Genomic DNA, 24,188 nt, shown 5'->3' with positions numbered 1-24,188 from the left:
CGTCATTACAATAAAGACAGAGACACCATGAGCCGCTACCAGCATACCTACCAGCAGTCGATAGAGCATCCAGAAACGTTTTGGGCCGAGCAAGCCAAACGAATTCCTTGGTATACGCCACCTCAAACTATCCTACATTACGATGAGCAGCAGCATGCTCGATGGTTCAGCGATGGTGAAATGAACCTTTGCTACGCTGCACTTGATTACCACGTTGAAAATGGCCGCGGTGACCAGGCGGCTATTTTCTGGGACTCCCCCGCCGCCCAGGCCAAACTCACCATTAGCTATCGGGATATGCGCGACAAAGTGGCTTTCTTTGCTGGGGCGTTGACGCAGTTAGGGGTGGAGAAGGGTGATCGCGTGGTGATTTACATGCCAATGATCCCCGAAGCGCTGGTGGCTATGTACGCCTGTGCCCGGCTAGGGGCCATCCATTCGGTGGTGTTTGGTGGTTTTGCGCCTCACGAACTGGCCGCACGCATCGAAGACGCCGAGCCCAAAGTGGTGGTGGCTGCGTCTTGTGGTATCGAGCTAGGCAAAGTGCTGCCGTATAAGCCGATGGTGGATCAAGCCATTGCGTTAAGCGCCCATAAACCGGATGCCTGTGTGGTTTATCAGCGTGAAGCGCACCATGCAGCGTTGGGGGCGAATGATCACGATTGGAAGGCGCTGGTCGCTAAGGCGCCGTTTGCCGACTGCATGCCCGTGAAGGGCACCGACCCGCTGTATATTCTCTACACCTCTGGTACCACGGGTAAGCCCAAAGGCGTTATGCGCGACACGGGTGGTTATGCGGTGGCATTGGCTTACTCGATGCAAGCGATCTACGCCATGGAACCAGGTGAAGTGTTCTTCACCGCTTCTGATGTGGGTTGGGTAGTCGGGCACTCTTATATTGTTTACGCCCCCTTGTTGCTGGGCTGCACCACGGTGGTATACGAAGGTAAACCGGTCAAAACACCCGATGCGGGCAGCTTCTGGCGCTTGATAGAGGAGTATCGGGTAAAGAGTTTCTTCACCGCGCCGACGGCCTTCCGGGCCATTAAAAAAGAAGATCCTGACGCCAAGCTGCTGCAGAACTACGACATCAGCAGCCTCAAACATCTGTATGTGGCCGGTGAGCGGCTAGATCCACCTACATTTCATTGGTTGGATGATCTTCTTGACGTGCCGGTGATCGACCACTGGTGGCAGACCGAAACCGGCTGGCCCATCGCGGCTAACTTGCCAGGTATCGAATCGATGCCGACCAAAGCGGGATCGGCGACGTTCCCCGTTCCAGGCTTCAATGTTCAGGTGCTCAACCGTGATGGTGAGCAGGCTAAACCCATGGAGCAGGGCAGTGTGGTCATCAAGCAGCCCATGCCGCCGGGTTGTCTTACTGGCGTTTGGCGTGATGAAAAGCGTTTTCATAGCGCTTATATGGCAGCGTTCCCCGGCTACTATTTAACCGGCGACGGCGGTTATTTTGATGAGCAGGGCTATCTATTCATTATGGGCCGCACCGATGATGTCATTAACGTGGCAGGGCATAGACTCTCGACCGGTGAAATGGAAGAAGTAGTCGGCGCGCATCCTGCCGTTGCCGAGTGCGCGGTCATTGGGATTCATGATGACCTGAAAGGGCAGCTGCCGATCGGCCTGGTGATTCCTAAAGATGGTTTTGATGGCGATGAAGCGACGCTGGAGGCTGAACTGATTGCGCGGGTTCGCGAGCATATTGGTCCGATTGCCTGCTTCAAGCAGGTGTTAGTGGTCGACCGCTTGCCCAAAACCCGCTCGGGCAAGATTTTACGCAAGCTGTTGCGCACGATTGCCGATGGTAAAGAGTTTGGTATTCCTTCCACTATTGATGACCCCACTAGCCTAGCGGATGTTCATGCCGCCATGCGCGAACGCTCGGTAGGCGCTGCAGACAAAGCCACACCGCTGGATTAACGATTCATAAGCCCAAGTCGCCCGATAGTGAGGGCGGCTTTCATCTTTCGGCTTTTTAATGCTCTGAATTTTAATAACCTGACTTTTAATAGCCTGACTTTTAATACCCTGCAGAAGCCGTATAATGCGCTCCCCAGAATAGCGTTCGCTAGTCAAAACTGATTTAGCGATGTGCTTACTACCTCGAGGGTTCCCTAACCCCTCTTATCTGTTAAAAAAAGGTCGACCCGCATGTTTGCATTGAGTGAGACTCAGCATCGCCGTTGCCTGCTGGTAATGGTGGCTTTTCATATTGGCATTATTGCCGCCAGTAACTATCTTGTTCAGCTGCCGTTTACGCTGTTTGGCTTTCATACCACCTGGGGCGCGTTTAGCTTCCCGTTTATCTTTCTAGCCACCGACCTAACGGTTCGCCTGTTTGGTAAAGGGCCGGCTCGATCGATTATTCTGCGCGTTATGCTACCTGCGCTGCTGGTCTCCTATGTGGTGTCGGTGGTGTTTCCCCGTGGCAGCTTTGCCGGGGTTGAAGCGCTTTCGGAGTGGAACCTGTTTGTCGCCCGCATCGCGCTCGCCAGCTTCTTAGCATATGTGATTGGTCAATTACTGGATGTTCAGGTGTTTGACCGCTTGCGCCAGTGGGCCTGGTGGGTGGCGCCTGTTTGTTCGACGGTGCTGGGTAATCTGGCCGATACTTTTGCATTCTTCTCGGCGGCGTTCTATAACAGCCTAGACCCGTTTATGGCCGCCAATTGGGTAGAAATAGCTGCCGTCGACTACGCGATTAAGCTCGCCATCAGCCTGCTGTTTTTCCTGCCGCTGTATGGCTTGCTGCTAGCCTGGCTAACCCGCCGTTTGGTGGTTTGGACAGGCCAGGTGGATACTGCACCGCGCACGGCTTAATCGCGAAACACCACACAGAGACCGCAAGGCTTAGGAGCTAGCATGACTGACGTTGCCACCGTTGATCTCCATTTTATCGATATGCCCGCCGAAGAAGCCACCGCGGATACCACCCCGCTGGTGGTGATTCATGGCTTGCTGGGAAGTGCTGATAATTGGCGTTCACACTTAAAAGTGTGGCAACGCAGTCGCCGGGTAATTGCGCTGGATCTGCGCAACCATGGCCACTCGCCCCATGCAGAGGGAATGCGTTACGCGACCATGGCGGATGACGTTATCGCGTTACTCGATAAGCTATCGATCGAGCGCGCTCACGTGCTGGGGCACTCCATGGGTGGCAAAGTCGCGATCAGCTTGGCGCGCTTGGCGCCTAAACGGGTGGCGTCGCTGATTGTGGCCGATATTGCTCCCGTGGCTTACGAGCACGGTCACGATGATGTGTTTGCCGCGCTGGACAACGTGCGCCAAGGGCAGCCCAAAAACCGTCGTGAAGCCGATGATCTGCTGGCCGAGCATGTGGACTTCCGACCTACGCGCCTGTTCCTAGCCACCAATCTAGTGCGCAATGACGATAACGTGATGGCGCTTCGGGTAGGATTAGATCAGATCAAGCGTGGTTACAGCGACATTATCGGCGTGCCCGATGGCGAGCAGCCGTACGATGGCCCGGCGCTGGTGCTGCGCGGCGGCGATTCCCACTATGTGGCTGACGATATGGTCCCCGCTCTGCGTGAGGTGTTGCCCCGTGCCCGCGTGGTGACGCTCAAAAACGCCGGCCACTGGCTACATGCTGACCAGCCAGAAGCGTTCCAGCAAGCCGTCATGGCGTTCATTGACGCTCAATAGGGCAGTCTTAACCGAGCGGGATGACCGTTAGGCCATATTGTTCCGGGGAGCGCAAAAAACGGTTCAATATACGGTAGCTATCTACATCAAAGCTTGCGGAGGCATCGGCCAGGGTTTTGGCCTTTTTAAGGCTTGCCGCGCTGCCCAGGTAGCACCATTGGCGAATCACGTGCCAAGCAGGCGCTGTGCTATTCGCTGTTTGCTCTTCAATGGCAATACTGCCTGGCCAGGGCCACACATTAACCTGTAGCTGCATGAGCGCCGCCTTGGCTCGCTGAGTGTGCTGTGCAATCGACTCCTGGCCATTACAAGCGCCGAGGCACTTCCCCACTTGATTGGCAAAACAGCGGCCCTTACCTTTTTCAAGCCCCAGTACTCGCGGGCAGAGCTTTTGTTCTTCGGCAACAGCTCTTAATGTGTTTTTAGCCTCTCGTGCATTGCGGAACAAACCGTACAGTGCGCCACTGATTGGCAGGCTCATGGCGCTTCCGCTAAGCAGTTCAGGGTGGTCGGCTTCTGCCTCCCAGTGCCAGGTGGTCAGCTTGCGCTGCTTGCGTAGCTGCCGGTTCATAATCGGCATTAACGTTTTCACCAGTTGCGCCTCACGCAACTGGGCGCCTAAGTCGCCAGCGGTTTCTTCCCATTCGATATGTTGCACCTGCTGAGCTAGGCGCATCTCTTTATCGTCCTGGTGATCACGCTGAAAGTGGCCTAGTACGCGGCTGCGTAGATTGACGCTTTTACCCACATACAACGGCAGCCGATTGTGACCGTAAAACAGGTACACACCAGGGCAGGTGGGCAGCCCTTCAAGCTGAGCGCTGTCTAAATGGGCGGGCAGTGTTCGGTGGCGGCGCTCATCACCCAGAAGGTTCTGCCATGCTTCTTCACTGTGCTCAACTTGCCACGTTTGCCAGAGTGCCCACAGGGCATCCACATCATCACCAGCCCTGTGGTGGCGGATAGGTGAAATGCCGTAGCGGTTAAGTAGCGCTTTCAGATTGTGCTGCTGCTCCTGAGGCGCTATACGCCGCGATAAACGCAGCGTGCATATCAACGAGGCGCGAAAATCCTGCCCCGCGCGCTTAAACTCATTGCGCAAAAAGCTGTAGTCAAAGCGCGCATTGTGAGCAACCAGTTGCCCGTCGCCCAGCCACTCACGCAGTGATTCGGCGATGTGGGTAAACCGTGGCGCCTCCCTCAGCATATCGTCACGAATCCCTGTGAGCTGAGTAATTTGCGCGGGCACTTTGCATTCTGGGTATATCAAGCTCGACCAGCGATCGACCAGTTCACCGTTAACAACTTTCAGGGCGGCGATTTCGGTAATTCGGTCGCGGGTTGCCCGGGTGCCGGTGGTCTCGACATCGACAAAGATTAATGCTGTTTCGCTCATGCGTCGCCAACGTAGTGAGAGAGCTTTCGGTATGTGATGATAAGCGGTATGTGATTATAACGTGTGCGGATCTACCGCTAAACGCGATACTAGCAATACCTCGCTGGTAATGCCCGTTTGCTGCAAGAAAGTTTCAAAGGCGGCATACCGTCGGCTATCTAGTGCTGCTGGGTTAAGCGCCATGCGTCGCAGGATGTCCTCCCAGGCTCCAGCATTAATGTCATTATCGAGCACCGGGTGGGTACTAATGAGCAGCTCCCAGGCAGCATCAGGATTGTCGACGATCCAGTGACTCGCCTGCTCAAGGGCAAGCACAAAGCGAGACCACGTATCGGCGCGGCGGGCAAGGGTATCGCTATTGGCCAGCACTACTAAGCCGTCACTACGGGGAATATCCAGCTCATCGAAACGAATGATGTGGGTGTTAATCCCTTCCGTTGCTAGCTGCTGAGGAAGGTAGTGATAAAAACCATCCGAGACCGCGTCGATTTGGCCTTCTCGCATTGCTCGAATTGGGTCGAAGTGTAGGTTGACCGGTGCTGCGAAATCATCGGTTTGCTGAACTGAGCGGGGTAGTAACCGAGGAATACTCAGGTCGCGGCCTTCGCCAGTGGTATAACCGTAATGTAACCCTGCCAAGGTATTTTCAGTTTCCGCTTGTTCTTCCCCCGTCACAATGACCGCCGTAAGCGACGTTTCAATCAGTGTCGCAATCCGGATAATCGGTGCGCCGTTATGGGCTTGTAGATGAAGCAGCGGCTGGCGCGTTAACGCTAGATCAACCTCGCCTGCGGTTAGCAGCTTGATGGCGATGGAAGGGTCGGCCGGTGACTGAATCTCTACCTCAAGCCCTTGGTTAATATACAGGCCTCGTTCTTTCGCAATCACCAAGGCAGCGTGCTGTGGGCTTAGGTACCAATCCAGCATCAGCGTCAGGTGTTTAACCGGCGGTGGCTCAAGAGGCGGGGCCGGGGCAAGTGCCATAGTGGGCGCTGCTTCGGTATCACTTTCAACGGGTCGCCATAGGCCATCCGGCACCTCAACGTCGGCATCCAACGTTAGGGGGGCGGTTTCTTGACTGCTTTCTTCACTCTCTTCATTTGCGTAACTAGCTGAATTGAAAAATAATAACGTAAAGATGAGGCTCAACAGAACAGGGTGCCAATAGCGTGACAGGCAGCGCAACATAGTCAGTAACTCCAAATGTTGTAACGGCGAAGTGTAGCCGCCCAGGAAAGCTTCTGACTAGCCCTTTAACCACAAGGGCGCGCGGAGAAGACACAGTAAATTCAACGGTTACATGTAATAATAGCGCTGTATTGATGTAGAGACGGAGAGTCATGGACGCAATTTATATGTTCTTTTTGGTAGGCGGCTCGCTGATGGCGCTCAGTATCTTGGCCAGCCGCTTATCGTCAATGATGGGTGTGCCACTACTGCTGATCTTCCTTGGGCTAGGCATGCTAGCAGGTGAAGAAGGCGTGCTGGGTGTTGTGTTTGATGACTACTCCATGGCTTTTGCAATCGGCCATCTCGCGCTCGCCATGATTTTGTTAGACGGTGGCTTACGTACTCGCCTCAAAACCTTCCGGGTAGGTTTTAAGCCCGCACTTTCTCTCGCGACCTTTGGGGTCTTTATCACCAGCGCCATTGTTGGCGTGATCGCGATGTGGATTTTTGATCTCACCATCGTGCAGGGCCTCTTGGTCGGTGCCATTGTCGGGTCTACCGATGCCGCCGCGGTGTTCTCAATGCTCAGTGGTCGCGGGGTCAATCTTAACGAGCGGGTAGGGGCCACGCTTGAAATTGAATCGGGTACCAACGACCCGATGGCGATTTTCCTAACCTTGATGCTGGTAGAGCTGTTAGTTGGCGATATTGGTGGCCCCACCGAAACGCTGCTGTTTTTTATTGCCCAGTTCGGCATTGGTTTGATTGTCGGCCTGGGTGGCGGTTGGCTGAGCGCTAAACTGCTGCGCTGGCTAGACTTGGCACCCGGTCTATATGCGATGTTGGCATTAGCGCTTGGCTTCAGTGTATTTGGCCTAACCAGTGTACTGGGTGGGAGCGGCTTCCTGGCCATCTACTTGGCCGGTTTGATGATTGGTAATCAGCCGGGGCGCCACCTCAACTTTATCCTCCCTGTTCACGATGGCCTCGCATGGCTTAGCCAGATTGGCCTGTTCCTAGTGCTTGGCCTGCTGGTGACCCCGAGTGAACTGTGGGATGTGGCACTGCCCGCTGGGTTAGTGGCGCTGGCGCTTATCTTTATTGCGCGCCCCTTGGCCGTGCTGATCACTATCAAGCCGTTCTTTAAGTTCCGCTGGCGGGAAACCTTCTTTATTGCCTGGGTCGGTTTAAGAGGGGCGGTGCCCATCGTGCTGGCTATCTTCCCGGTGATTGGTGGGGTTGAAAACGCTTCGCTCTACTTTAACGTCGCGTTTGCCGTGGTATTGATGTCGCTACTGATTCAAGGCGGCTCGCTAACGCTGATGGCCAAGTGGTTGAAGGTAGAAGTGCCGGTAGGCACCGTGCCTAACCGACGCGGCCCGCTGGGCATTTTGCCAGAAAACGATTTTGAGCTATTTGTTTACGGCGTAGAGAACCAGGATTTGGAAGACGTGCCTATCCGGCTTCTCCGCTTCCCATCCGGGGCGCTGATTTCGGCGCTGTTTCGCAACCACACCATGCTTCACCCCAAGGGCAGCACGCGCTTAAAACTTGGGGACGTGATTTGCGTTATCGGCCGCTCAGAAGACCTGTACTCCCTTAACCGGCTGTTTAATGGCGATGCCAAGCTCAAGCAGGAGCGTGCCTTCTTCGGTACCTTTACCCTGGATGGCAGCGCACAAATGCAGGATATCGCCCAGGCCTATGGCTTAACGCTAAGCCCCGGTGAGCAAAACATGACCCTGGCTGAGTTTATTGCCCTACGCGTGGGTGGGCACCCGGTAGTCGGGGATGACGTAGACTGGCACGGTATTCATTGGGTAGTCAGCGATATGGAAGGCGGAAAAATTACCCGTGTCGGGTTACGTTTGTACTAAAAGCGTTGACTTCCAAGGGAAAGCTGTTATTATACGCACCCATAAGCCGGAGGGATGGCAGAGCGGTTGAATGCACCGGTCTTGAAAACCGGCGTAGGTGAATAACCTACCCAGGGTTCGAATCCCTGTCCCTCCGCCACAATATAGTTTCAGGTGTTCCCATAAAGCATCAGAAACCCAGCAATGAAGCGCCTTAGGGCGCTTTTTTGTTGTCTGCAATTCCCATAACCTACCTTGACTTTGCACTATGTTAGGGGGCATAAGTGGGGGCATACGCCAAAATTACGTTTTTAGGTGCCCCCAATGACCCGAGCCACCAATAAGCTGACCGCTACTGCAGTGCGCAATGCCAAGCCAAAAGAAAAAGCCTATAAGTTATCTGATGGTGGCGGTATGTATCTGGAGATCACCCCGAGCGGTGGCACCTACTGGCGCTTGAAGTATCGCTTCAACGGTAAGGAGAACCGGCTGGCGCTGGGTATCTATCCAGAAACCACCTTGGCCCAGGCGCGTGAAAGGCGAGAGGATGCCCGCCGCCAACTTGCCCAAGGGATTGACCCGAGCGCAGAGCGAAAAGCAGAGCGCCGTGCTAGCAAGGTGGCCGCAGCTAACACACTGAACGCGGTGGCCACCGAATGGCTAGCCGTTCATAAAGATAAGGTGGTCCACGACCACTACCGGCACGACAAGCGCCGCCTAGAACTTCACTTGCTGCCGGTGTTGGGTAGCCGTGTGCTTTCTGAGATCACGGCCCCAGAATTGCTTGATTGCCTGCGTAAGATCGAGAAGCAAGGCAAGCTAGAGACGGCCAAGCGAGTGCGCACCCTGGCGAGTATGATTTTTCGTTATGCCATAGCGACAGAGCGCGCCGACCGTGACCCCGCCGCCGATCTGAAAGGTGCCCTTAAATCGCCGCAGATAAAGCACCATCCCGCCATTACTGAACCGGATGAAATCGCCAAGCTGATGCGCGCCATTTACGCCTATTCTGGCGAGCCGGTAACGCTGGCCGCGCTCAAGTTGTCCGCGTTTGTGTTCGTTCGCCCTGGCGAGCTTCGCCGCGCTGAGTGGGACGCGATCAACCTGGAAGAAGCAACCTGGAAGTTCACCCCGAGCAAAAACGGCCCGCCGCTAATCGTGCCGCTGGCTTCGCAAGCAGTCGAGGTGCTGACCGATCTACACGACCTAACCGGACGAAGCCGTTATGTGTTCCCAGGTGCTAGAAGCCGTGACCGACCAATGAGTGAAAACGCTATTACTGCCGCTATGGCTGGCATGGGCTATAAAGGCCGAATGACTGCCCACGGCTTTAGGGCTATGGCCCGCACGGTGCTAGAGGAGCGCTTAAACTTCCCGCCAGCCCACATTGAGCAGCAGTTGGCCCACGTAGTAAGAGACGCCAATGGGCGCGCCTACAACCGGACGGCGTTTCTAGAGCAGCGCCGCGTAATGCTGCAGGCGTGGGCCGACTATCTGGACACGCTACGCGAAGGCAGTCAAAACGTGGTGCCGCTTAGGGGCATGGCATGAATTTTGAAATAGATCATGACGCCGAGGATGCTGCCCGAGCTCAGCGTCAAAGCGCCCGAAAAATAGCGGATAAAATCGAAGCGGGCGAAACGCTAAGTAAGTTTGAGGGAAAATGGATAGCCGCTGTCATTAGGGGGGCAGTGGACTATATACAAGCCCCAACACGCCAAGGGCCGCCGTCAAAACTACCTAACGGTGACGATGCAGCTATTGAGTTTGCTTTGCTGGTAATTCATCAAGGCAAAAGTAAAACTCAGGCCCGTGCCGATCTTGCCGAGAAGTATGGCGTTTCTATTGAAGCCGTTAGAAAGTATCTTGTTAAAAATCAGCGTGGTCAAAGAGCACTAGAGTTTGTTACCAACCAATCTTAATCATTGGTTCCTATTTTGAATAAGTAGCTATCGCCAGTATTGGCCGTGTCCTAAGCACCCACGGAGAATCACGGAATGGCTAATCTTATCAAGCTAAAGGCAGTAAAAGAAAAAACAGCCCTAAGCACGTCCACTATTTATCGTGGTATTGAACGCGGCAGCTTTCCTAAACCCATTCCTTTGACGCCCAACGGGCGCGCTGTTGCATGGTTGGAAAGTGAAGTTGACCAATGGATTGAACAGCGCATTGAAGCAGCCCGCCAAGAAAAGGGGGCCGCGTGATGTTGACTATTCCCAGCGCTTCCCGCTATGCTTCACTTGCTGGCGCAAAATCGTCAGCAGGGTTTGGCGACCCAAAATCACAAAGGCGCAACAGCGCCCACCGCATTCATGGCGCTTTTTTTATGCCTGCAATGCGTCAATGGCTGCTGTGCGTGGGAGACCTTCGGGTCTGCCGGTTTTACCTTTGTGACCGGTTCGCCAACCTGCGTACAGCCGCCTCCATTACTGTTTGGCGACAGTCGGGGACGGCTCCAAAATACAAAGGAGTCTCACCAATGACGGCATCAATCCGCCTATCTAATCTTATTACCCGCAGTCTATCCAGCCGCGCCGCTGCCCATCGCGCCATGGCCAAAAGTGCCTTGTTTGCCGATAGCAGCGCCAGTACCCGCCTAAAGCGTTACAACCACCACATAGCGAAAGCCGAGCAACTAGAAGCCCGCGCCCTGAATACTGCCAAGTGCAGTGTAGGGGGTGAAGCGTGAACACCAACCAAACGCACCTACACGACCTTGAGGACATCTTGGGCGCTGTATATGGCCTAGCCGACATGCTGGAGCAAAGCGGCAGCCATGAAGGCAGCGAAGACGAAGCGCCAGCCCTTGGCCGCTTTCATCGTGGCTGTATGACCACGGCTATAAAGCACTTGGCTAATCGCGCAAGTTCGCTAGTTGACATCATCGGGGAGCAAGAGGCCAGTAAGGCAGGAGGCACCGATGCTAAATGAACTCTACTTGACCGGCATTCTCCGCACGATGCGAGAAGAAGCCGAGACAGCCGAGCGCCGCGAAGAAGACATAAGCCCCGCCGCGCTAGTTCAGTATGCCCAGATGATTGAAGACTCAGTTTACAAAGGTGCCGCCGCCATGACCCGTACAACCACTAACGATTATGCCCGCCAGCTAGAGAGCACCATTAGCGACTATACCCAACAGCTAGAGCAGATGACGCTTGCCGGTGAAGACCTTTTGAAGCTGGCGTCTGTGTTTAAAGCTATCGTGGACATGCTGGACAAGGATGGGTTCGATTTAGCCCAGGATGCCGAGCGGCTAGCCTGCGTTGGGCGCGAGCTTGCTAAGCGTGGAGCTGAATACTTTATGGATGCGGCAGACTGCCTTGAGGCGACAATTTCACAGCTAGAAGTTGAAGTTGAAGAAGAAAAGGAAAAAGTAATTTTTGCCGAAGAAGGGGAGGAGTAACCATGGCCGCGCCGTTCAATAAAAAGCGCGGCCCTGAGGGGAGCCGCGCCGATCATTCGAAGCCGTCTTGCAAGATCAATCCTAACACCCAGCAAGGCATGGTGCTAGAGGTTTTGCGCCAGCACCCAGCAAGCGCCTTTGAGCTACAACACTTGCTGCCCCTGGCAGATGCCCGCGCTGTGGTGCGTGATTTGATAGCCAAAGGCTGCCCCATCGGCACGATTAAAGTGCCCAACCCAAACCAGAATGCTCGCTGCAAGACAATACAGCGTTATTGCCTTAACGAAGCGGAGTGATTTATCAGCGGGCCTCAGTGTGAGGCCCGCTTGATCTGGAGGAGGTATGGGCAAAAAAAAGCGCGACGCCGAAACGGTGCAAGGCGGCTTTTTTGCCTTACCCTCGTTATTGATGGAGCATCGCGAATTTCGCGAGCTAACGCCATCGGCTTTAAAAGTGTTGATGGTGCTTATCTCTCAATACAAGGGTAGCAATAACGGCGACTTGGCTGCGACGCATTCAATGATGAAGGACTGGGGCGGCATGGCCGAAGGAACGCTCGGCAAGTCGCTGCGTGAACTCCAAGAGCGAGACCTGATCATCAAGTCGCGTCAGAACCGCAAGGGGCGTGAAGGTGCCCGCTGCGCACTTTACGCACTTACTTGGCGTAGAATTGATGAATGCCCTGGCAAAGACTTGTGCATTAGGCCAACTATTGTTGCGAGCCGTAAGCTTTCTAAGGCTTGATTACACTATTGATAATCCCACTTCGCAGTGGGGTTTTTTTTGCCTAAATACTTAGTGATTGAATGGCCGTTCAATATTAACCGCCTTCAAAAATTGAAGCTTATGGCATCAAAAATTGATGCCTTACCCTTAAATGAAGCATTAGAGGCGAAATAAGGCATCAAAAATTGATGCCTTATAGGGCTTCTTGGCAGAGTTTCAGCTTCAAAAATTGAAGACCTCTCTATATATACCAATCAGGTATGCCATAACGTCACGCACTAACCAGAGAGAGAAGCCAAGACGTGAGCAATAAGCGCACACCTTGTAAGCAATCACAGTAATGGTGATATAAACAGTTATGTTATAACATTGTATTTATGGGCTAGGTGTTATAGCGACACCACCAGACGACCAACCGACAAGGTAACAAACATGAAAGTGTCAGCACTACGTGAGCAGCGAAGCGCCAAAGTTGCGCAGATGAAAGGCATGATCGACAAAGCCGCCGATGAGGGCCGCGATCTGTCCGCCGATGAAACCAAACAATTCGATACGCTGAAAGCAGAGGAGCGCGCACTGGCCGGTCAGGTTGACCGAGCAGAGTACCTAGACGAAGCCGAGCGCCGCAGCGTGGCTAAGCCGGTTACTGGGGATGCTGGCGCAGACTTCACCAAGCTGGCGCGTCAGGTAAGCGTGATGAAGGTAATGCGTGCCCAAATGGAAGGCCGCAGCCTGGATGGTGTAGAGGCTGAATACGCTCAAGAAGCTGAACGCCGCAGTGGACGCAAGGCTCAAGGCGCATTCGTGCCGATGGCCGCGCTAGAAACTCGCGCCAATACTACTGGCACCGCTGGCGAGATCACACCAACCGATCACCGCGCCGATCAATACATTGACGCACTTCGCAACCGCTTGTTAGCGCGCCGCCTTGGTGTTCGTGTGCTATCGGGCCTATCGGGTGACGTAAGCGTGCCTAAATATGGCAGCGGCTTGGCTACTGGTTGGGTAACCGAGGGTGGAGCGGTACCGGAAGGCGTGATGAGCTTTGGTGAAGTGACGCTTTCACCCAAGCACGTAGGCGGCAAAACCGAAATGAGTCGCCAGCTAATCCAGCAATCAAGCCCAGACATTGAGCAGCTAGTGCGCGGCGATCTGTCCGCCCTGATTGCCCAGCAGATTGACCGGGCGATTTTGCAAGGCTCGGGTGCTGCTGGTGAGCCTCAAGGCATTATTGGTGCTGCTGGTGTTCAGGCGGCTGACATTCCTACTACGTGGGCCGGAGTTCTTGGGCTATCCGAGCTTTTGGAGCTTGAGAACCTTGAAGGTACGGCTTGGTTATCCGCTCCAGGCGTTAAAACCACACTTGGTAGCACTGAGAAAGTGGTAGGTAGTGCAGGAGTAGGAGGTTCTGGCTTCCTATTACAGAGCGGCATGATGGACGATAAGCCTTATTGGTCCACCAACCAAATGCCCACTAGCACGCTGCTTTACGGCGATTTCTCGCAAGTGTTGCTAGGTATCTGGTCAGAGATCGACATTCTAGTGAACCCCTACGCTGAACCGGCCTATAGCCGCGGCGGTGTGCAGGTTCGCGCTATGGCGACGTGTGATGTGGCCTTACGCCATCCGCAAGGCTTCATCGTCGCAACCCCAGGCGCATAACCATGGAACGCCGTGCTAGCAGTGAATTGACGCCCAAGGGCCGCAAGCTGACCGGCTACGTTGCCCGCTTCGATGAACCCATCGATCTAGGGGAGTTTGTCGAGGTGGTACGTGCTGGCGCGTTTACCCGCACGCTCGCCGGTACCGGTGCCCAAAACATCCGCGCTATTTATGAGCATGATGGCCGCGCACTGCTAGGACGGTTGGGCGCTGGTACGTTGCGGCTAAGTGAGGATGCCGTGGGGCTGGCCTTCGAGATCGACCTACCCGACACCACCTTGGGCCGCGACTTGGCCCACTTGGTGGAGCGTGGCGACGTGGCTGGCTGTTCGTTTGGCTTCCTGCCGGTGAGCGATGCGTGGTCAGAGCGTGAAGGCCGCGCCGTGCGTGAGCTGACAGACGTGGACTTGATCGAAGTCACCATAACCGCGTCACCCGCCTACGACACCACCAGCGTACAGGTGCGCGCCAGCCAGCCCTTAGGCATCCGACTTGCCCGCCTATACGTGGAGGCTTGCCAGTGAAGTTAATCAAGCGCCTATTTGAGAAGCGCGCCGCCGATTCCTACGACACCTACTGGAACCGCTTCACCGCTTCGCAAGACGTGGCAGGTGTGGCGGTGAACTCCAAGAGTGCCGAAGGTATCAGCGCCGTTTATGCTGCAGTAGCGGCCATTTCTGAGAGTGTGGCCAGCCTGCCGCTAGACATCTACCGCCGCACTGAGGATGGGCGCGAGAAGGCCCGAACCCATCCGCTGTTCAAGCTGTTGCACTCAGAGCCAAACGAACAGCAGACCGCGCTAGAGTTTCGGGAAATGCTGCAGCGGCACGTTCTGTTACGTGGCAATGCTTATGCCGAGATCAAGTGGAACGCTGCCGGACGCATCGACAGCTTGAAGGCGCTTCACCCTGACAGTGTGAACGTGCTTATCACCCTAGACGATAAGCTGGTGTATGAGGTGACAGACCGGCACGGTAAGCGCCGCCGCCTGCTGGCGTCTGAGGTGCTTCACCTGCGTTACCACAGTGACGATGGACTGATGGGCCGAACGCCTATAGAGGTGTGCCGCGACACGGTAGGGCTGGCGCTAGCAGAGCGCACCCACGGGGAACGTATGTTTGCCCAGGGTACCAAGCTATCAGGCGTTATACAGACCCAGCCAGCGACCACCAAAGAGCAGGCCGCGCAGATACGCGACAGTTGGGCCGCTGGTCAGAGTGGTGTGAGTAACCACGGCAAGACTGCCGTTCTACCTGCCGGTGCCGAGTTCAAGACGGTCAGCATGACGCTTGAAGACGCCGAGTGGATAGAAGCCCGCCGTATGAGCGTGGAGGAGGTGGCCCGCCTATTCCGTGTCCCGCCCGTGCTTATTGGCGATCTGAGAGAGGCCAACTACTCCAACGCGGTAGAGCTTGGCCGGTACTTTGTGACCCATACCTTACGCCGTCACTTGGTGATGTGGGAGCAAGCGATCAACCGCGCCCTAATCAATGACCCGGTGACGTACTACGCAGAGCACAACGTTGAAGGGCTACTGCGTGGCGATAGCCTCAAGCGCTCACAGTTCTATGAGCGTGGCATATCCGATGGGTGGATGCTGCGCAGCGAGGTACGCCGCTTAGAGAATCTACCCACCATTGACGGTATCGACGATGAAGAAGCGCCGCCACCTACCGCTTAACGGTGCCGCGTGGCAGCGCCTGCGCGCCCAGGTGATAGCAGAGGAGCCGCTATGTAGGCACTGTCTGGCGCGTGGTGTGGTGTCACCTACCACCGATGTTGACCACATACACAATGGTGACGGTGATTACTCAGACGACAACAGCCGCGAAAATTTACAGGGCTTGTGTCATGAGTGCCATAGCCATAAGACCCGCGCCGAGATGGACGGCAGCGCCACGTTAGTCGCTGGATGCGACGCCAGTGGCCGGCCCATTGACCCAAACCACCATTGGAACCGTTAAAAAATCACGAGGAACCGGGCCGCCACGCACCGCCCCCCAACCTCGTTTTTATTGCTAACTGCCATGAAAACAACCGCCCGCCGCCACCGATCAGACAGCGCCAAAGCGGCCATTACCGCCGCCCAGGCCGCCACCATGGAGCCAATCGCGCCCCCGGCTTGCGTTCGCCTGCGCGATAGTGACCGCCCGGCGTGGGTGGCCATTGTGACGGCTAGAGCGCGGGATACCTGGACTGATGCCGACCTTATCTTGGCTGGCCAGCTTGCCCGCATTTATGGCGACATTGCCGCGCTTGAAGAATTGATCGACGAGCAAGGAATGATCTTAGGCGATCAGATAAACCCGGCCTGCACGCTACAGGACAAGATGAGCCGCCGCGCTTTGGCCATGGCCCGCCAACTGAAAATAGACACAATTAGCGTGGTGGGTAAGTCGCAAGACATCAACAAGAGCGCCGCCCTAGAACGCGATGCGCGCCAAGGCGTTGACGATGACGACGGCTTGATACCAAGGACACTGCAATGACTCGCGCCGAGCGAATTATAAGGTTTATCGAGCGCTACTGTGTGACGCCCGAAGGCGCTGGCGTGGGTAAGCCGATGGTGCTAGCCGAGTTTCAGAAGCAATTCATCATCGACGTTTACGACAACCCATCTGGTACCCGCCGCGCCATCCTGTCGGTAGGCCGCAAGAACGGCAAGACCGGCCTTATCGCCGCGCTACTGCTGGCGCACCTAGTGGGGCCAGAGGTAAAGCAAAACAGCCAGCTAGTCAGTGGTGCTATGAGCCGTGACCAAGCCGCGCTGGTGTTTAACCTGGCGTCAAAGATGGTGCAGATGTCGCCCGAGCTTTCCAAGATCGTGCGCATTGTGCCCAGTGGTAAGCGGCTTATCGGCCTGACAATGAACACTGAGTTCAAGGCACTGGCAGCCGATGGCAAAACCGCCCACGGCCTTAGCCCGGTGCTGGCTATTCTGGATGAGGTAGGGCAGGTACGCGGGCCACAATCCGACTTTGTGGACGCGATCACCACCAGCCAAGGCGCACACGAAAACCCGCTGATAATCACGATAAGCACTCAAGCCGCCAACGATGCCGACTTACTCAGTGAGTGGATAGACGACGCGCTGCGCTCGAAAGACCCGCGCACCGTTTGCCACTTGTACACTGCGCCCGAGGGTTGCGACCTAATGGACGCCGAAGCATGGCGAGCCGCTAACCCGGCATTGGGTATCTTCCGCAGTGAAGACGATATGCGCGAGCAGATGGCCCAGGCCGAACGAATGCCGAGCATGTCCAACAGCGCCCGCAACCTGTTACTAAACCAGCGTGTCAGCCTAGATAGCCCCTTCATTAGCCCAGACGTGTGGGCAGAGTGCGCAGCCGAGCCGCTGCCGTTTGATGGCCCGGTGTTTGGTGGGCTTGATCTGTCAGCCCGTACCGATCTAACCGCCTTGGTACTGGTGGGTAAGGTGGAAGGCGTTTGGCAGGTGCAGCCATATTTCTGGACGCCAGAGCAGGGCATTTTCGACCGTGCCAAAACAGACCGGGCGCCCTATGACGTTTGGGCCCGTTCTGGCTTCCTACGCACCACCCCAGGCGCAACCGTTGATTATGAGGCGGTGGCCACCGACCTAGCAGAAATACTTCAAGACGTGGATCTGCACGCCCTGGCGTTTGACCGCTGGCGCATCGACATTTTCAGGAAGGAATTAGACCGGCTTGGGGTAGAGCTTCCCTTGATGCCACACGGGCAAGGCTTCCGCGATATGGCCCCAGCACTGGACGCACTCGAGGCCGAGTTACTGAACGGTCGCATTGCCCACGGCAATCACCCGGTTTTGACGATGTGCGCAGCCAATGCGGTAACCACTACCGACCCGGCTGGCGCTCGCAAGCTGGACAAGTCCCGCCGTACTGGACGCATTGACGGTATTCAAGCCTTAGCTATGGCGATGGGGGCCGCCCAATCAGCCGAAGAACCAACCACTATTGAAACCGAGGTGCTATTTATATGAGCGTTTCACTTGAAGAAGCTAAAGCCCACCTTCGCCTAATGGTTGAAGAAGACGACGAAGACGGATTGATTACCGGCTTAATTGAGGCCGCTGAGGGCTATATAGCCCAATACCTGGGCGAAGACCTTCCCGAACCGATGCCCGCGCCTGTGCGTGCTGCTGTGCTGCTGTTAGTGGGGGATCTATTCGAGCATCGAGAGCGCCAAACAGTTACCGGGGTAGGGGGCTTTCAGGAAAACCCGACGTTCCAGCTATTGCTAAACCCGTATCGGTCTAATGAGGTGTTTTGATGGCTAACTTGAAAAGCGAGTTTGCATGGAACGAACGACCCGCCGGCGAATATCGCACCGACCGGCTAGAGGAGGAGCGCGAGCGACTAAACCGCCGTTTGGTGTGGGCCATGCGTAAGCAGGATGCCCAGGCTATTGAGAGATTGCACCAGCGCCTTGAAGCGTTAGAGGAGGCAATCGACGATGACTTGGCCCCAGGCTGCCCGCCCAATAAGTTTGAGCGTTTCCGTAATATGTGGAAACCCTAGGGCCGATTGTCTGGAATCGCCGCTGTCACCAATTTAGAGACACTGTCTCTAAAATAGAGACACCACCTAAGTTAGGGCATGTTGCCCTGACTCAGGTCAAACTGACTGCACCCCCGTTCTGGGGATTCAGCCCTGAACACCAGTTTGGCGTTACCGATGTCCGATTTTCCGACATCGCCTAAATGTGACCCTGAATCCCTTTTAGGTGACCACCCAACTAAGGGGGCATATCTGGGGGCATGTTTTGATAAGCGATAGCGGAATGTCGCTATCGGCGGGGGTTTTAGGTGGCTTTGTGAGAGACTGTCCCTCCGCCAAGTATTACGACTAAGCCGCTGATTTCAGCGGCTTTTTTGTTGTCTGAAGGTTTTTAACCCACACTTTGACCCACACCTTGCAATTGGCTCTCTTCGAAACGACTGGGACGCCTATGGACAGTTTTTCAATCCAAGCAAGCATCTACAGGCTTGCCACTGAGCATCCTCTCCCAAAGCTTTACCCGCATCAAAGCCCTAAGCTGCTATTCCAAAGATGACACAGATGGCATACACCGTTATTGTGGTCTTAAGAATTATGAGTATTTGCCATAGACAGATTGCGACCCAAAGCGGTCAATTAATTAAAGCTAATGTAACACCACATAATCTATCCAAGAACTCAAATCGACCATTCAGGCTACCCTCTCAAACCCCAAGTATAAGACCAGGTAGTGTCTAAAAAACCCGGGGCGATTCAGTATTGCCAACCGGATAACACGGCTGCCAGGTAAGCAGGCTACTTGAGGTGGTTAAATATCTATGACTGAGACAATAATAAAGTCCACGTTGAATGCTTCTGTTGCTCCGAGACGAATTGTTCAACGTTTCCTTAAGATATATACCAACCTAGATAAGTAGGCTTATTGCGGTGAGTGTCGATTTTAGTCTCAGTTTTTGCCGGTGTTTTTGTACAAGCTCATATTAAACGCACAAAGAGCAAGTTCTTTTATCTTTATGTTCGTTGAGCTAGGCTCGCGAAGACCTTGTGGGCCACGCTATCGTGGTCACATATCTCCTGTCCAATAACTGTCCACTACACATCGATACTGGCTTGGAGATGCGCCAATGTGTTGGCGGAAGAATCGAGTAAAGTGACCCTGCTCGGTAAAACCAAGGTTCTCAGCGAGTTGGCCTAAAGTACCGCTGCGCTCTCGCTCAAGCCAAAGGAAGGCCCGCCGCATTCTCGCGTCATTGAGCATGAGTCTTGGTGTCATGCCGGTGTCCTTGCGAAATAAGGTAAAGAAGTGCGCACGGGAGAATCCGGCGGCCTTCGCAGCGTTGGTGACGCAATCAGGATCGTCAAGATGGGTTTGCAGGTAGGCGCAAGCACGGCGGATGCGTGCATCATTGAATCCTTGGCGCATCTGAGTGCCGAGGCGGCACAGGTGCTTCCATTGCGAGAAATCCTCGATAAGCTCGATTAGAAAATCAAATAGTAAATTTTCAATGTGCTCGCGGGGAATTAGCCCGGCACTATAGGCCTCGGCTATTAACCGGTCGGCCATCGCCCGTTTCTTGCTGTTAAGCTCAATACTAGGCTGGGCAAAAAATCCCGGATGTGAGCTCAGGGCTAACGTATGCTGGGCTTCAGCCAGCCAGGCCGGTTCGATATAGAGCGCGAGAATCTGTGTCTGCTCGGCGCTGGGCTGGTAATCAAAGAAATGCGGCTGCCAAGCGTTGATCAGTACCGCATTGCGGTCGGTAAGAGGTACCTGATGGCCATTGACGTTGAAAAATGTGTCGGAGCCTGAGACCTTCACCAGCACATGGCATTCGTGGTGCGAATGGGTTACAAGTGGTCGGTCCATATCGAGGAGGGCGACTCTCCCAAACTTGCCGTGGAAGACGCGTTGTGCGGTGGACATCGCTAGCTCCTTATGGTCGCGGAGTGTAGTGGCAGGCTTGGTGTGCTCAAGAAGTTTATCACCTAACCTGCCGCGGCAGGTGTAGATTGACCAGCGCCAAGTCTACTACTTTCGTTTCAGAGCGCATCGCGACCTTTCCCGTGATAAACGCGCAGTACGTCGGCGACCACTGACAAGGCGATCTCGGCAGGCGTTTTGCTGCCGAGGTTGAGCCCGATGGGCATGTGGATACGCGCGATCTGCTGTGAAGACAATCCGCCGACCCGGCTCAGCCGTTCAGCACGCCGTATGGAGGTTTGCCGCGAGCCCATAGCGCCGATGTAAAAGGCCGGAGAGCGCACTGCTTCCATCAGCGCCAGGTCGTCGATGCGTGGGTCGTGGGTCAGTGCGACCACAGCGGTAGCTTCGTGGCAATGGCCAGCGGCGATGAATTCGGAAGGCAGCACTGGATGTACTTGAACTCCCTCGGGTGGGCGTCGCAGCATCTCTTCGCGCGGATCACAGGCAATCACCTCACAGCCGATGGTACGAGCGAAGCTGGCGCAGTATTCGGCCACCGGCGACAACCCGGCAAGAATCAGCCTAAGCACAGGGCCGATGCGTATTCGCACGCGTTCGTTCAGGAGCTGCGCAATCTCGCCGCCATGGTCGTCCGCCATGAGCACGAAGGCACCGGAGGACAGGTCGAGTTCACGTACCAACCGACGTTGGCCGAGCAGTGCGTTGTACATGCCCTGCAGATGGTCGACCCAAGTTTTGTCCGGTGCGCGATGCTCGACTAGTACCTTAAGAACACCGCCGCACGGCAGTTGCAGCCGCTGACGCTCTTCATCGCTCTCCCCATACAGGACGATCTGGGTCGGTGCACGCAGCTCGCCGTCAGCGAGACTTTCGAGAAAGGCCTCCTCGACGCAGCCGCCCGAAAGGGAGCCGATGAGCTGGCCGTCCGCCCGCACGGCCAGCATCGCGCCGGGTGTACGGGGTGCCGAGCCGTAGGTTGAGAGCACCGTGCACAGCCAAAAGGAGTGACCCTTGCGAGCCCACTGCAAAGCGGTGTGGACGACCTGAAGGTCGAGTTGAAGCATAACAGCACCCTCGTTATAGGCGCGGTCGCATGAGGCACCGCGTCAGTCTGTAATGTCTCTGGTTCTGCACATCCACGTTGCTACTGAAGAGTATGCCCGGATTTTATAGCTAAGAGACCAATATGACCGTTCTTCGTTGTAGCACCGGCTCTAGCGGCGTCTGATAATTGCTCTGGCTTGGCCCAAGGCCCCCATTTTTCCCGCAGCCCAGAATCATGCTGCTCTCAGGGCAACAGGTCTTGCCCTGAATCAGTTTTTTATGTTGCGCTGTGCCTCCTTTATCTAGGTTTAGCCCTTGACCTCGGTAGTGGTGAGGTCGTTTTTCATCTTATTCTTTTAATGGCTGCACTATAAGAGGACTGTTCCAGTCAGTTAACCCTCAAGGTACTGATAGCTGGAATCGAATTTGATGACGCGCCGACACCGAAAATGCTGCTGCAGGGCGTGGCTATTCTCCTGATTGGCTTGAGCCTAAGTTAGGAGTAGCGGTTAAGCCCTGTCCATTAATGAATTTTGATGCACCTCATCACAGTCCGCTATAGGCGACTACCGTGCGCCTGGTACGGTAGTCACATCCGATCAGCGCTTGATTTCGCCCAGTACCCCGGATACCAACACTCCAAACAACAGTGCCCAGAACGGCGAGCTGATGCCCATGAAGGAGAACTGACTCATCGCCACGGCTAGCGCAATAAAGGCGCCAATCTGGCAGTAACCGCCCTTTTGGAAGGCCTGCTGCAGTGCGCCGAGCAGTACGCCCAGCATGGCCAGGCCAGCGATCACGACGATCAGCGCCTTGGGGAAAGCCAGGATGAAGGGTACGGCAAGCCCGGCGAATAAGCCGAACAGCGCGAACAGCGCACCGTTAACCAAGGCTGCACCATAACGCAGGTTGCGGTCCTCACCGGCCTGCTCAGAGGAGCATATGGCGGTCATCGGGCCGGCAATGTTGGCATTGTGACCGCCGAGTAGCCCGGCGAGCATGCCTCCGATGCCACTGATTACCGTCATTGCATTGACTGGTGGGCGGTAGCCCTCTGTAATCAGTACACCGGTCGCCTGGGCGTTTTCTGCACCAATCACCAGTGCCGTCAGCGGGATGGTGATAGCCAGGAAGGCGTCCAGAGAGAAACTAGGGAGGGTGAAAGCCGGCATGACGAAACCGATATTCACGTCGGCCGGCTGCAGTTGGCCCATGGCGAAGGCCAGTACCAGCCCAACAACGCCAGCCACCAGCACCGGCGGTACCGATTTGGCGAACCGAGTAACGAGGAAGAAGCTCAGCGCCGCGGCTCCTGCGATGATGGGCGCGGTGACAACCGAGTCCACCGCACCGGTGGCGAAGCGGATCAGCGCACCGGCGATCATCGCCATCACGATCGGCATCGGTAGCCAGCGCATTAACCGGCCGATCAACCCGGTGACACCGAGGATCAGCACTAGCAGGCCGCTAATGATGAAGGCCCCGATAGCCTCGCTGAAGGGAATGACACTGAGCGAACCGACCAGGATCGCTGCGCCGGGAATGGTGTAGGCACCGCAGATCGGCTGACGATAACGCAGCGCCATGAAAAGGCTGATCAGGCCGCCCAGCACGTACACGGCGAACAGCCAGGCGACCGTCTGGCCATTGGTCAGGCCCCCTGCTTCGGCGGCATTGATAATGACCAGCGCAGGGCCGGTGCAACCGAACAGCGCGGCGACAACACCTGCACTGATGGACTTCGAGTTGAATGCATGGCGCAAGGGGGTCTTCGTAACTGGTTCGGCATGGGAAGCGTTTGCATCGGGTGCGACGGGGCTAGACATGGGCGTGCTCCGCTAGTTAATTGTTTTATAAGAGTCAGGGCGGTTTGGCATACGGTGGCGGGGCGCTTAGCCCAAACAGGCCATCAGGTGCTAGGGCGACGGTTGCCCAGACGTGCAACCGTCGCAGTCACATAGGTATTACTCGCCGCGGAATACGGCCGGACGCTTGCTGTGGAACGCCTCGACGCCCTCCTTGAAGTCCGCCGAGCTACGCAGGCGGCTGTAGCAGTGGCCTTCCATCTCAATGGCGACCTTTAGTGATGCGTCCTCGTTGTCGTTGATCAGTTTCTTCGCCGTACGCTGGGCGAGCGGCGAGAATCGGCGCAGTTCATCGACCATCGCATCGACGGTGCTTTCTAGATCTGCGTCGGGCACGCACTCGGTGACGAAGCCCCAGTCATAACCCTGCTGGCCGGTGATGCGCTTGGCGCGCATAACGATGTGCTTGGTGCGGGTGATGCCGATAATCTTTTGTAGCCGAGCCGAGCCGCCAGAGCCAGGAATCTGGCCGAGGTTTTGCTCGGGCAGAGCATAGCGGGTGGTTTCCGACGCAATGCGAAAATCGCAGGCCAGCGACAGCTCGAAGCCGACGCCGAAGGTGTAGCCGCGGTTGGCCACGATCACCGGCTTAGTGCAGCGCTCCGGCGCGGCGACGTTCCAGGCCAGCTTAGAAACGTGCTCCGGCGAGGCCTCCAAAAAGCCTTTGATATCACCGCCGCTGGAGAAGTGTTCGCCTTGGGCACGTAACACGATCACCCGAATCCCGGAATGGGCATCAAACGCTTCAAAGACCTGGCGCAGGATGTCACGCTGGCTCATGGCGATGACGTTGAACGGCGGGCGGCCGAGGATGATGTCCCCGCGCTCGTGCTCGAGGTTCAGTTCCACGGTGAAGCCGTCGAACTCAGTGCTCAGGAATTGTTCGATCTGCTGAGTATTCATGTAAGTTCTTTCCTTGTGTAAAGCAATAG

The 24,188-nt window shown here is 55.7% G+C and carries 26 protein-coding genes and 1 tRNA gene; 21 read left to right on the top strand and 6 right to left on the bottom strand.

Annotated features, from left to right (window positions below; translation table 11 throughout):
- Positions 1–27: 27 nt before the first annotated feature.
- The 3 genes from V8L70_RS11985 to V8L70_RS11975 all read left to right on the top strand — a co-directional run bounded on the left by V8L70_RS11985 (position 28) and on the right by V8L70_RS11975 (position 3,687).
- Positions 28–1,941 carry a propionyl-CoA synthetase gene (locus V8L70_RS11985; protein WP_101146984.1) on the top strand — a complete coding sequence of 638 codons (1,914 nt, stop codon included), beginning with the start codon at positions 28–30 and terminating at the stop codon, positions 1,939–1,941.
- 231 nt (positions 1,942–2,172) lie between these two features.
- On the top strand, positions 2,173–2,841 hold the full coding sequence (locus V8L70_RS11980; RefSeq protein ID WP_101146983.1) for a 7-cyano-7-deazaguanine/7-aminomethyl-7-deazaguanine transporter: 669 nt from the start codon (positions 2,173–2,175) through the stop codon (positions 2,839–2,841).
- A 42-nt stretch (positions 2,842–2,883) separates the two neighbouring features.
- Positions 2,884–3,687 carry an alpha/beta fold hydrolase gene (locus tag V8L70_RS11975; RefSeq protein ID WP_101146982.1) on the top strand — a complete coding sequence of 268 codons (804 nt, stop codon included), beginning with the start codon at positions 2,884–2,886 and terminating at the stop codon, positions 3,685–3,687.
- A gap of 7 nt (positions 3,688–3,694) precedes the next feature.
- On the opposite strand, the gene V8L70_RS11970 is transcribed toward V8L70_RS11975, so the two are convergent.
- Positions 3,695–5,083, bottom strand: coding sequence for a 3'-5' exonuclease family protein (locus V8L70_RS11970; protein WP_101146981.1), 1,389 nt, complete (start codon positions 5,081–5,083; stop codon positions 3,695–3,697).
- A gap of 54 nt (positions 5,084–5,137) precedes the next feature.
- A complete protein-coding gene (locus V8L70_RS11965) occupies positions 5,138–6,271 on the bottom strand; it encodes an ABC transporter substrate-binding protein (protein ID WP_101146980.1) in 1,134 nt (377 codons plus the stop codon).
- Between the two features lie 152 nt (positions 6,272–6,423).
- On the opposite strand from V8L70_RS11965, the gene V8L70_RS11960 reads away from it, so the two are divergent.
- The 18 genes from V8L70_RS11960 to V8L70_RS11875 all read left to right on the top strand — a co-directional run bounded on the left by V8L70_RS11960 (position 6,424) and on the right by V8L70_RS11875 (position 18,420).
- Positions 6,424–8,130, top strand: coding sequence for a potassium/proton antiporter (locus tag V8L70_RS11960; protein ID WP_008958703.1), 1,707 nt, complete (start codon positions 6,424–6,426; stop codon positions 8,128–8,130).
- A gap of 48 nt (positions 8,131–8,178) precedes the next feature.
- Positions 8,179–8,269 (top strand) — tRNA-Ser (locus tag V8L70_RS11955).
- A 164-nt stretch (positions 8,270–8,433) separates the two neighbouring features.
- Positions 8,434–9,660 (top strand): tyrosine-type recombinase/integrase, encoded by a 1,227-nt coding sequence (locus V8L70_RS11950; protein ID WP_101146979.1) that lies wholly within the window; start codon positions 8,434–8,436, stop codon positions 9,658–9,660.
- The gene (locus tag V8L70_RS11945; protein WP_101146978.1) at positions 9,657–10,031 is read left to right on the top strand and encodes a hypothetical protein; all 375 of its coding nucleotides are present in this window, start codon (positions 9,657–9,659) and stop codon (positions 10,029–10,031) included. Before V8L70_RS11950 ends, V8L70_RS11945 begins: the two co-directional genes overlap by 4 nt.
- Before the next feature lie 75 nt (positions 10,032–10,106).
- A complete protein-coding gene (locus tag V8L70_RS11940) occupies positions 10,107–10,313 on the top strand; it encodes a helix-turn-helix transcriptional regulator (RefSeq protein WP_101146977.1) in 207 nt (68 codons plus the stop codon).
- A 275-nt stretch (positions 10,314–10,588) separates the two neighbouring features.
- Positions 10,589–10,798 carry a hypothetical protein gene (locus V8L70_RS11935; protein ID WP_101146976.1) on the top strand — a complete coding sequence of 70 codons (210 nt, stop codon included), beginning with the start codon at positions 10,589–10,591 and terminating at the stop codon, positions 10,796–10,798.
- Complete coding sequence (locus V8L70_RS11930; protein WP_101146975.1) at positions 10,795–11,040, top strand: hypothetical protein; 246 nt, start codon at positions 10,795–10,797, stop codon at positions 11,038–11,040. The genes V8L70_RS11935 and V8L70_RS11930 overlap by 4 nt, the downstream gene beginning before the upstream one ends.
- A complete protein-coding gene (locus V8L70_RS11925) occupies positions 11,030–11,512 on the top strand; it encodes a hypothetical protein (protein WP_101146974.1) in 483 nt (160 codons plus the stop codon). The genes V8L70_RS11930 and V8L70_RS11925 overlap by 11 nt, the downstream gene beginning before the upstream one ends.
- Before the next feature lie 2 nt (positions 11,513–11,514).
- Positions 11,515–11,808 (top strand): helix-turn-helix domain-containing protein, encoded by a 294-nt coding sequence (locus tag V8L70_RS11920; protein ID WP_101146973.1) that lies wholly within the window; start codon positions 11,515–11,517, stop codon positions 11,806–11,808.
- Between the two features lie 46 nt (positions 11,809–11,854).
- Positions 11,855–12,256: a MarR family transcriptional regulator gene (locus tag V8L70_RS11915; protein WP_101146972.1), complete on the top strand. Its 402-nt coding sequence runs from the start codon at positions 11,855–11,857 to the stop codon at positions 12,254–12,256.
- Positions 12,257–12,670: 414 nt separating this feature from the next.
- Positions 12,671–13,900 (top strand): phage major capsid protein, encoded by a 1,230-nt coding sequence (locus tag V8L70_RS11910; RefSeq protein ID WP_101146971.1) that lies wholly within the window; start codon positions 12,671–12,673, stop codon positions 13,898–13,900.
- A 2-nt stretch (positions 13,901–13,902) separates the two neighbouring features.
- Positions 13,903–14,424: an HK97 family phage prohead protease gene (locus tag V8L70_RS11905; protein ID WP_101146970.1), complete on the top strand. Its 522-nt coding sequence runs from the start codon at positions 13,903–13,905 to the stop codon at positions 14,422–14,424.
- A complete protein-coding gene (locus V8L70_RS11900; RefSeq protein ID WP_101146969.1) occupies positions 14,421–15,581 on the top strand; it encodes a phage portal protein in 1,161 nt (386 codons plus the stop codon). Before V8L70_RS11905 ends, V8L70_RS11900 begins: the two co-directional genes overlap by 4 nt.
- Positions 15,553–15,864, top strand: a complete 312-nt coding sequence (locus tag V8L70_RS11895) for an HNH endonuclease (RefSeq protein ID WP_101146968.1) — start codon at positions 15,553–15,555, stop codon at positions 15,862–15,864. The genes V8L70_RS11900 and V8L70_RS11895 overlap by 29 nt, the downstream gene beginning before the upstream one ends.
- Before the next feature lie 63 nt (positions 15,865–15,927).
- Positions 15,928–16,389 carry a TerS protein gene (locus V8L70_RS11890; protein ID WP_101146967.1) on the top strand — a complete coding sequence of 154 codons (462 nt, stop codon included), beginning with the start codon at positions 15,928–15,930 and terminating at the stop codon, positions 16,387–16,389.
- Positions 16,386–17,882, top strand: coding sequence for a terminase large subunit (locus tag V8L70_RS11885; protein WP_101146966.1), 1,497 nt, complete (start codon positions 16,386–16,388; stop codon positions 17,880–17,882). The genes V8L70_RS11890 and V8L70_RS11885 overlap by 4 nt, the downstream gene beginning before the upstream one ends.
- On the top strand, positions 17,879–18,172 hold the full coding sequence (locus V8L70_RS11880) for a head-tail connector protein (RefSeq protein ID WP_101146965.1): 294 nt from the start codon (positions 17,879–17,881) through the stop codon (positions 18,170–18,172). The genes V8L70_RS11885 and V8L70_RS11880 overlap by 4 nt, the downstream gene beginning before the upstream one ends.
- Complete coding sequence (locus V8L70_RS11875) at positions 18,172–18,420, top strand: hypothetical protein (RefSeq protein ID WP_101146964.1); 249 nt, start codon at positions 18,172–18,174, stop codon at positions 18,418–18,420. The genes V8L70_RS11880 and V8L70_RS11875 overlap by 1 nt, the downstream gene beginning before the upstream one ends.
- 1,042 nt (positions 18,421–19,462) lie before the next feature.
- On the opposite strand, the gene V8L70_RS11870 is transcribed toward V8L70_RS11875, so the two are convergent.
- The 4 genes from V8L70_RS11870 to V8L70_RS11855 all read right to left on the bottom strand — a co-directional run bounded on the left by V8L70_RS11870 (position 19,463) and on the right by V8L70_RS11855 (position 24,159).
- Entirely contained in the window at positions 19,463–20,323 is an 861-nt protein-coding gene (locus V8L70_RS11870) for a helix-turn-helix transcriptional regulator (RefSeq protein WP_101146963.1), read from the bottom strand.
- Positions 20,324–20,439: 116 nt separating this feature from the next.
- A complete protein-coding gene (locus V8L70_RS11865) occupies positions 20,440–21,408 on the bottom strand; it encodes an XdhC family protein (protein WP_101146962.1) in 969 nt (322 codons plus the stop codon).
- 579 nt (positions 21,409–21,987) lie between these two features.
- Complete coding sequence (locus V8L70_RS11860; protein WP_101146961.1) at positions 21,988–23,217, bottom strand: benzoate/H(+) symporter BenE family transporter; 1,230 nt, start codon at positions 23,215–23,217, stop codon at positions 21,988–21,990.
- A 138-nt stretch (positions 23,218–23,355) separates the two neighbouring features.
- Positions 23,356–24,159: an enoyl-CoA hydratase/isomerase family protein gene (locus V8L70_RS11855; protein WP_336269450.1), complete on the bottom strand. Its 804-nt coding sequence runs from the start codon at positions 24,157–24,159 to the stop codon at positions 23,356–23,358.
- Between the last annotated feature and the right edge of the window lie 29 nt (positions 24,160–24,188).

The organism is Vreelandella arctica, from assembly GCF_037070215.1.
Taxonomy (GTDB): Bacteria; Pseudomonadota; Gammaproteobacteria; order Pseudomonadales; family Halomonadaceae; genus Vreelandella; species Vreelandella arctica.
Note: the sequence above shows the minus strand (reverse complement) of the source record. Positions and strands in the feature narration are given on the sequence as shown.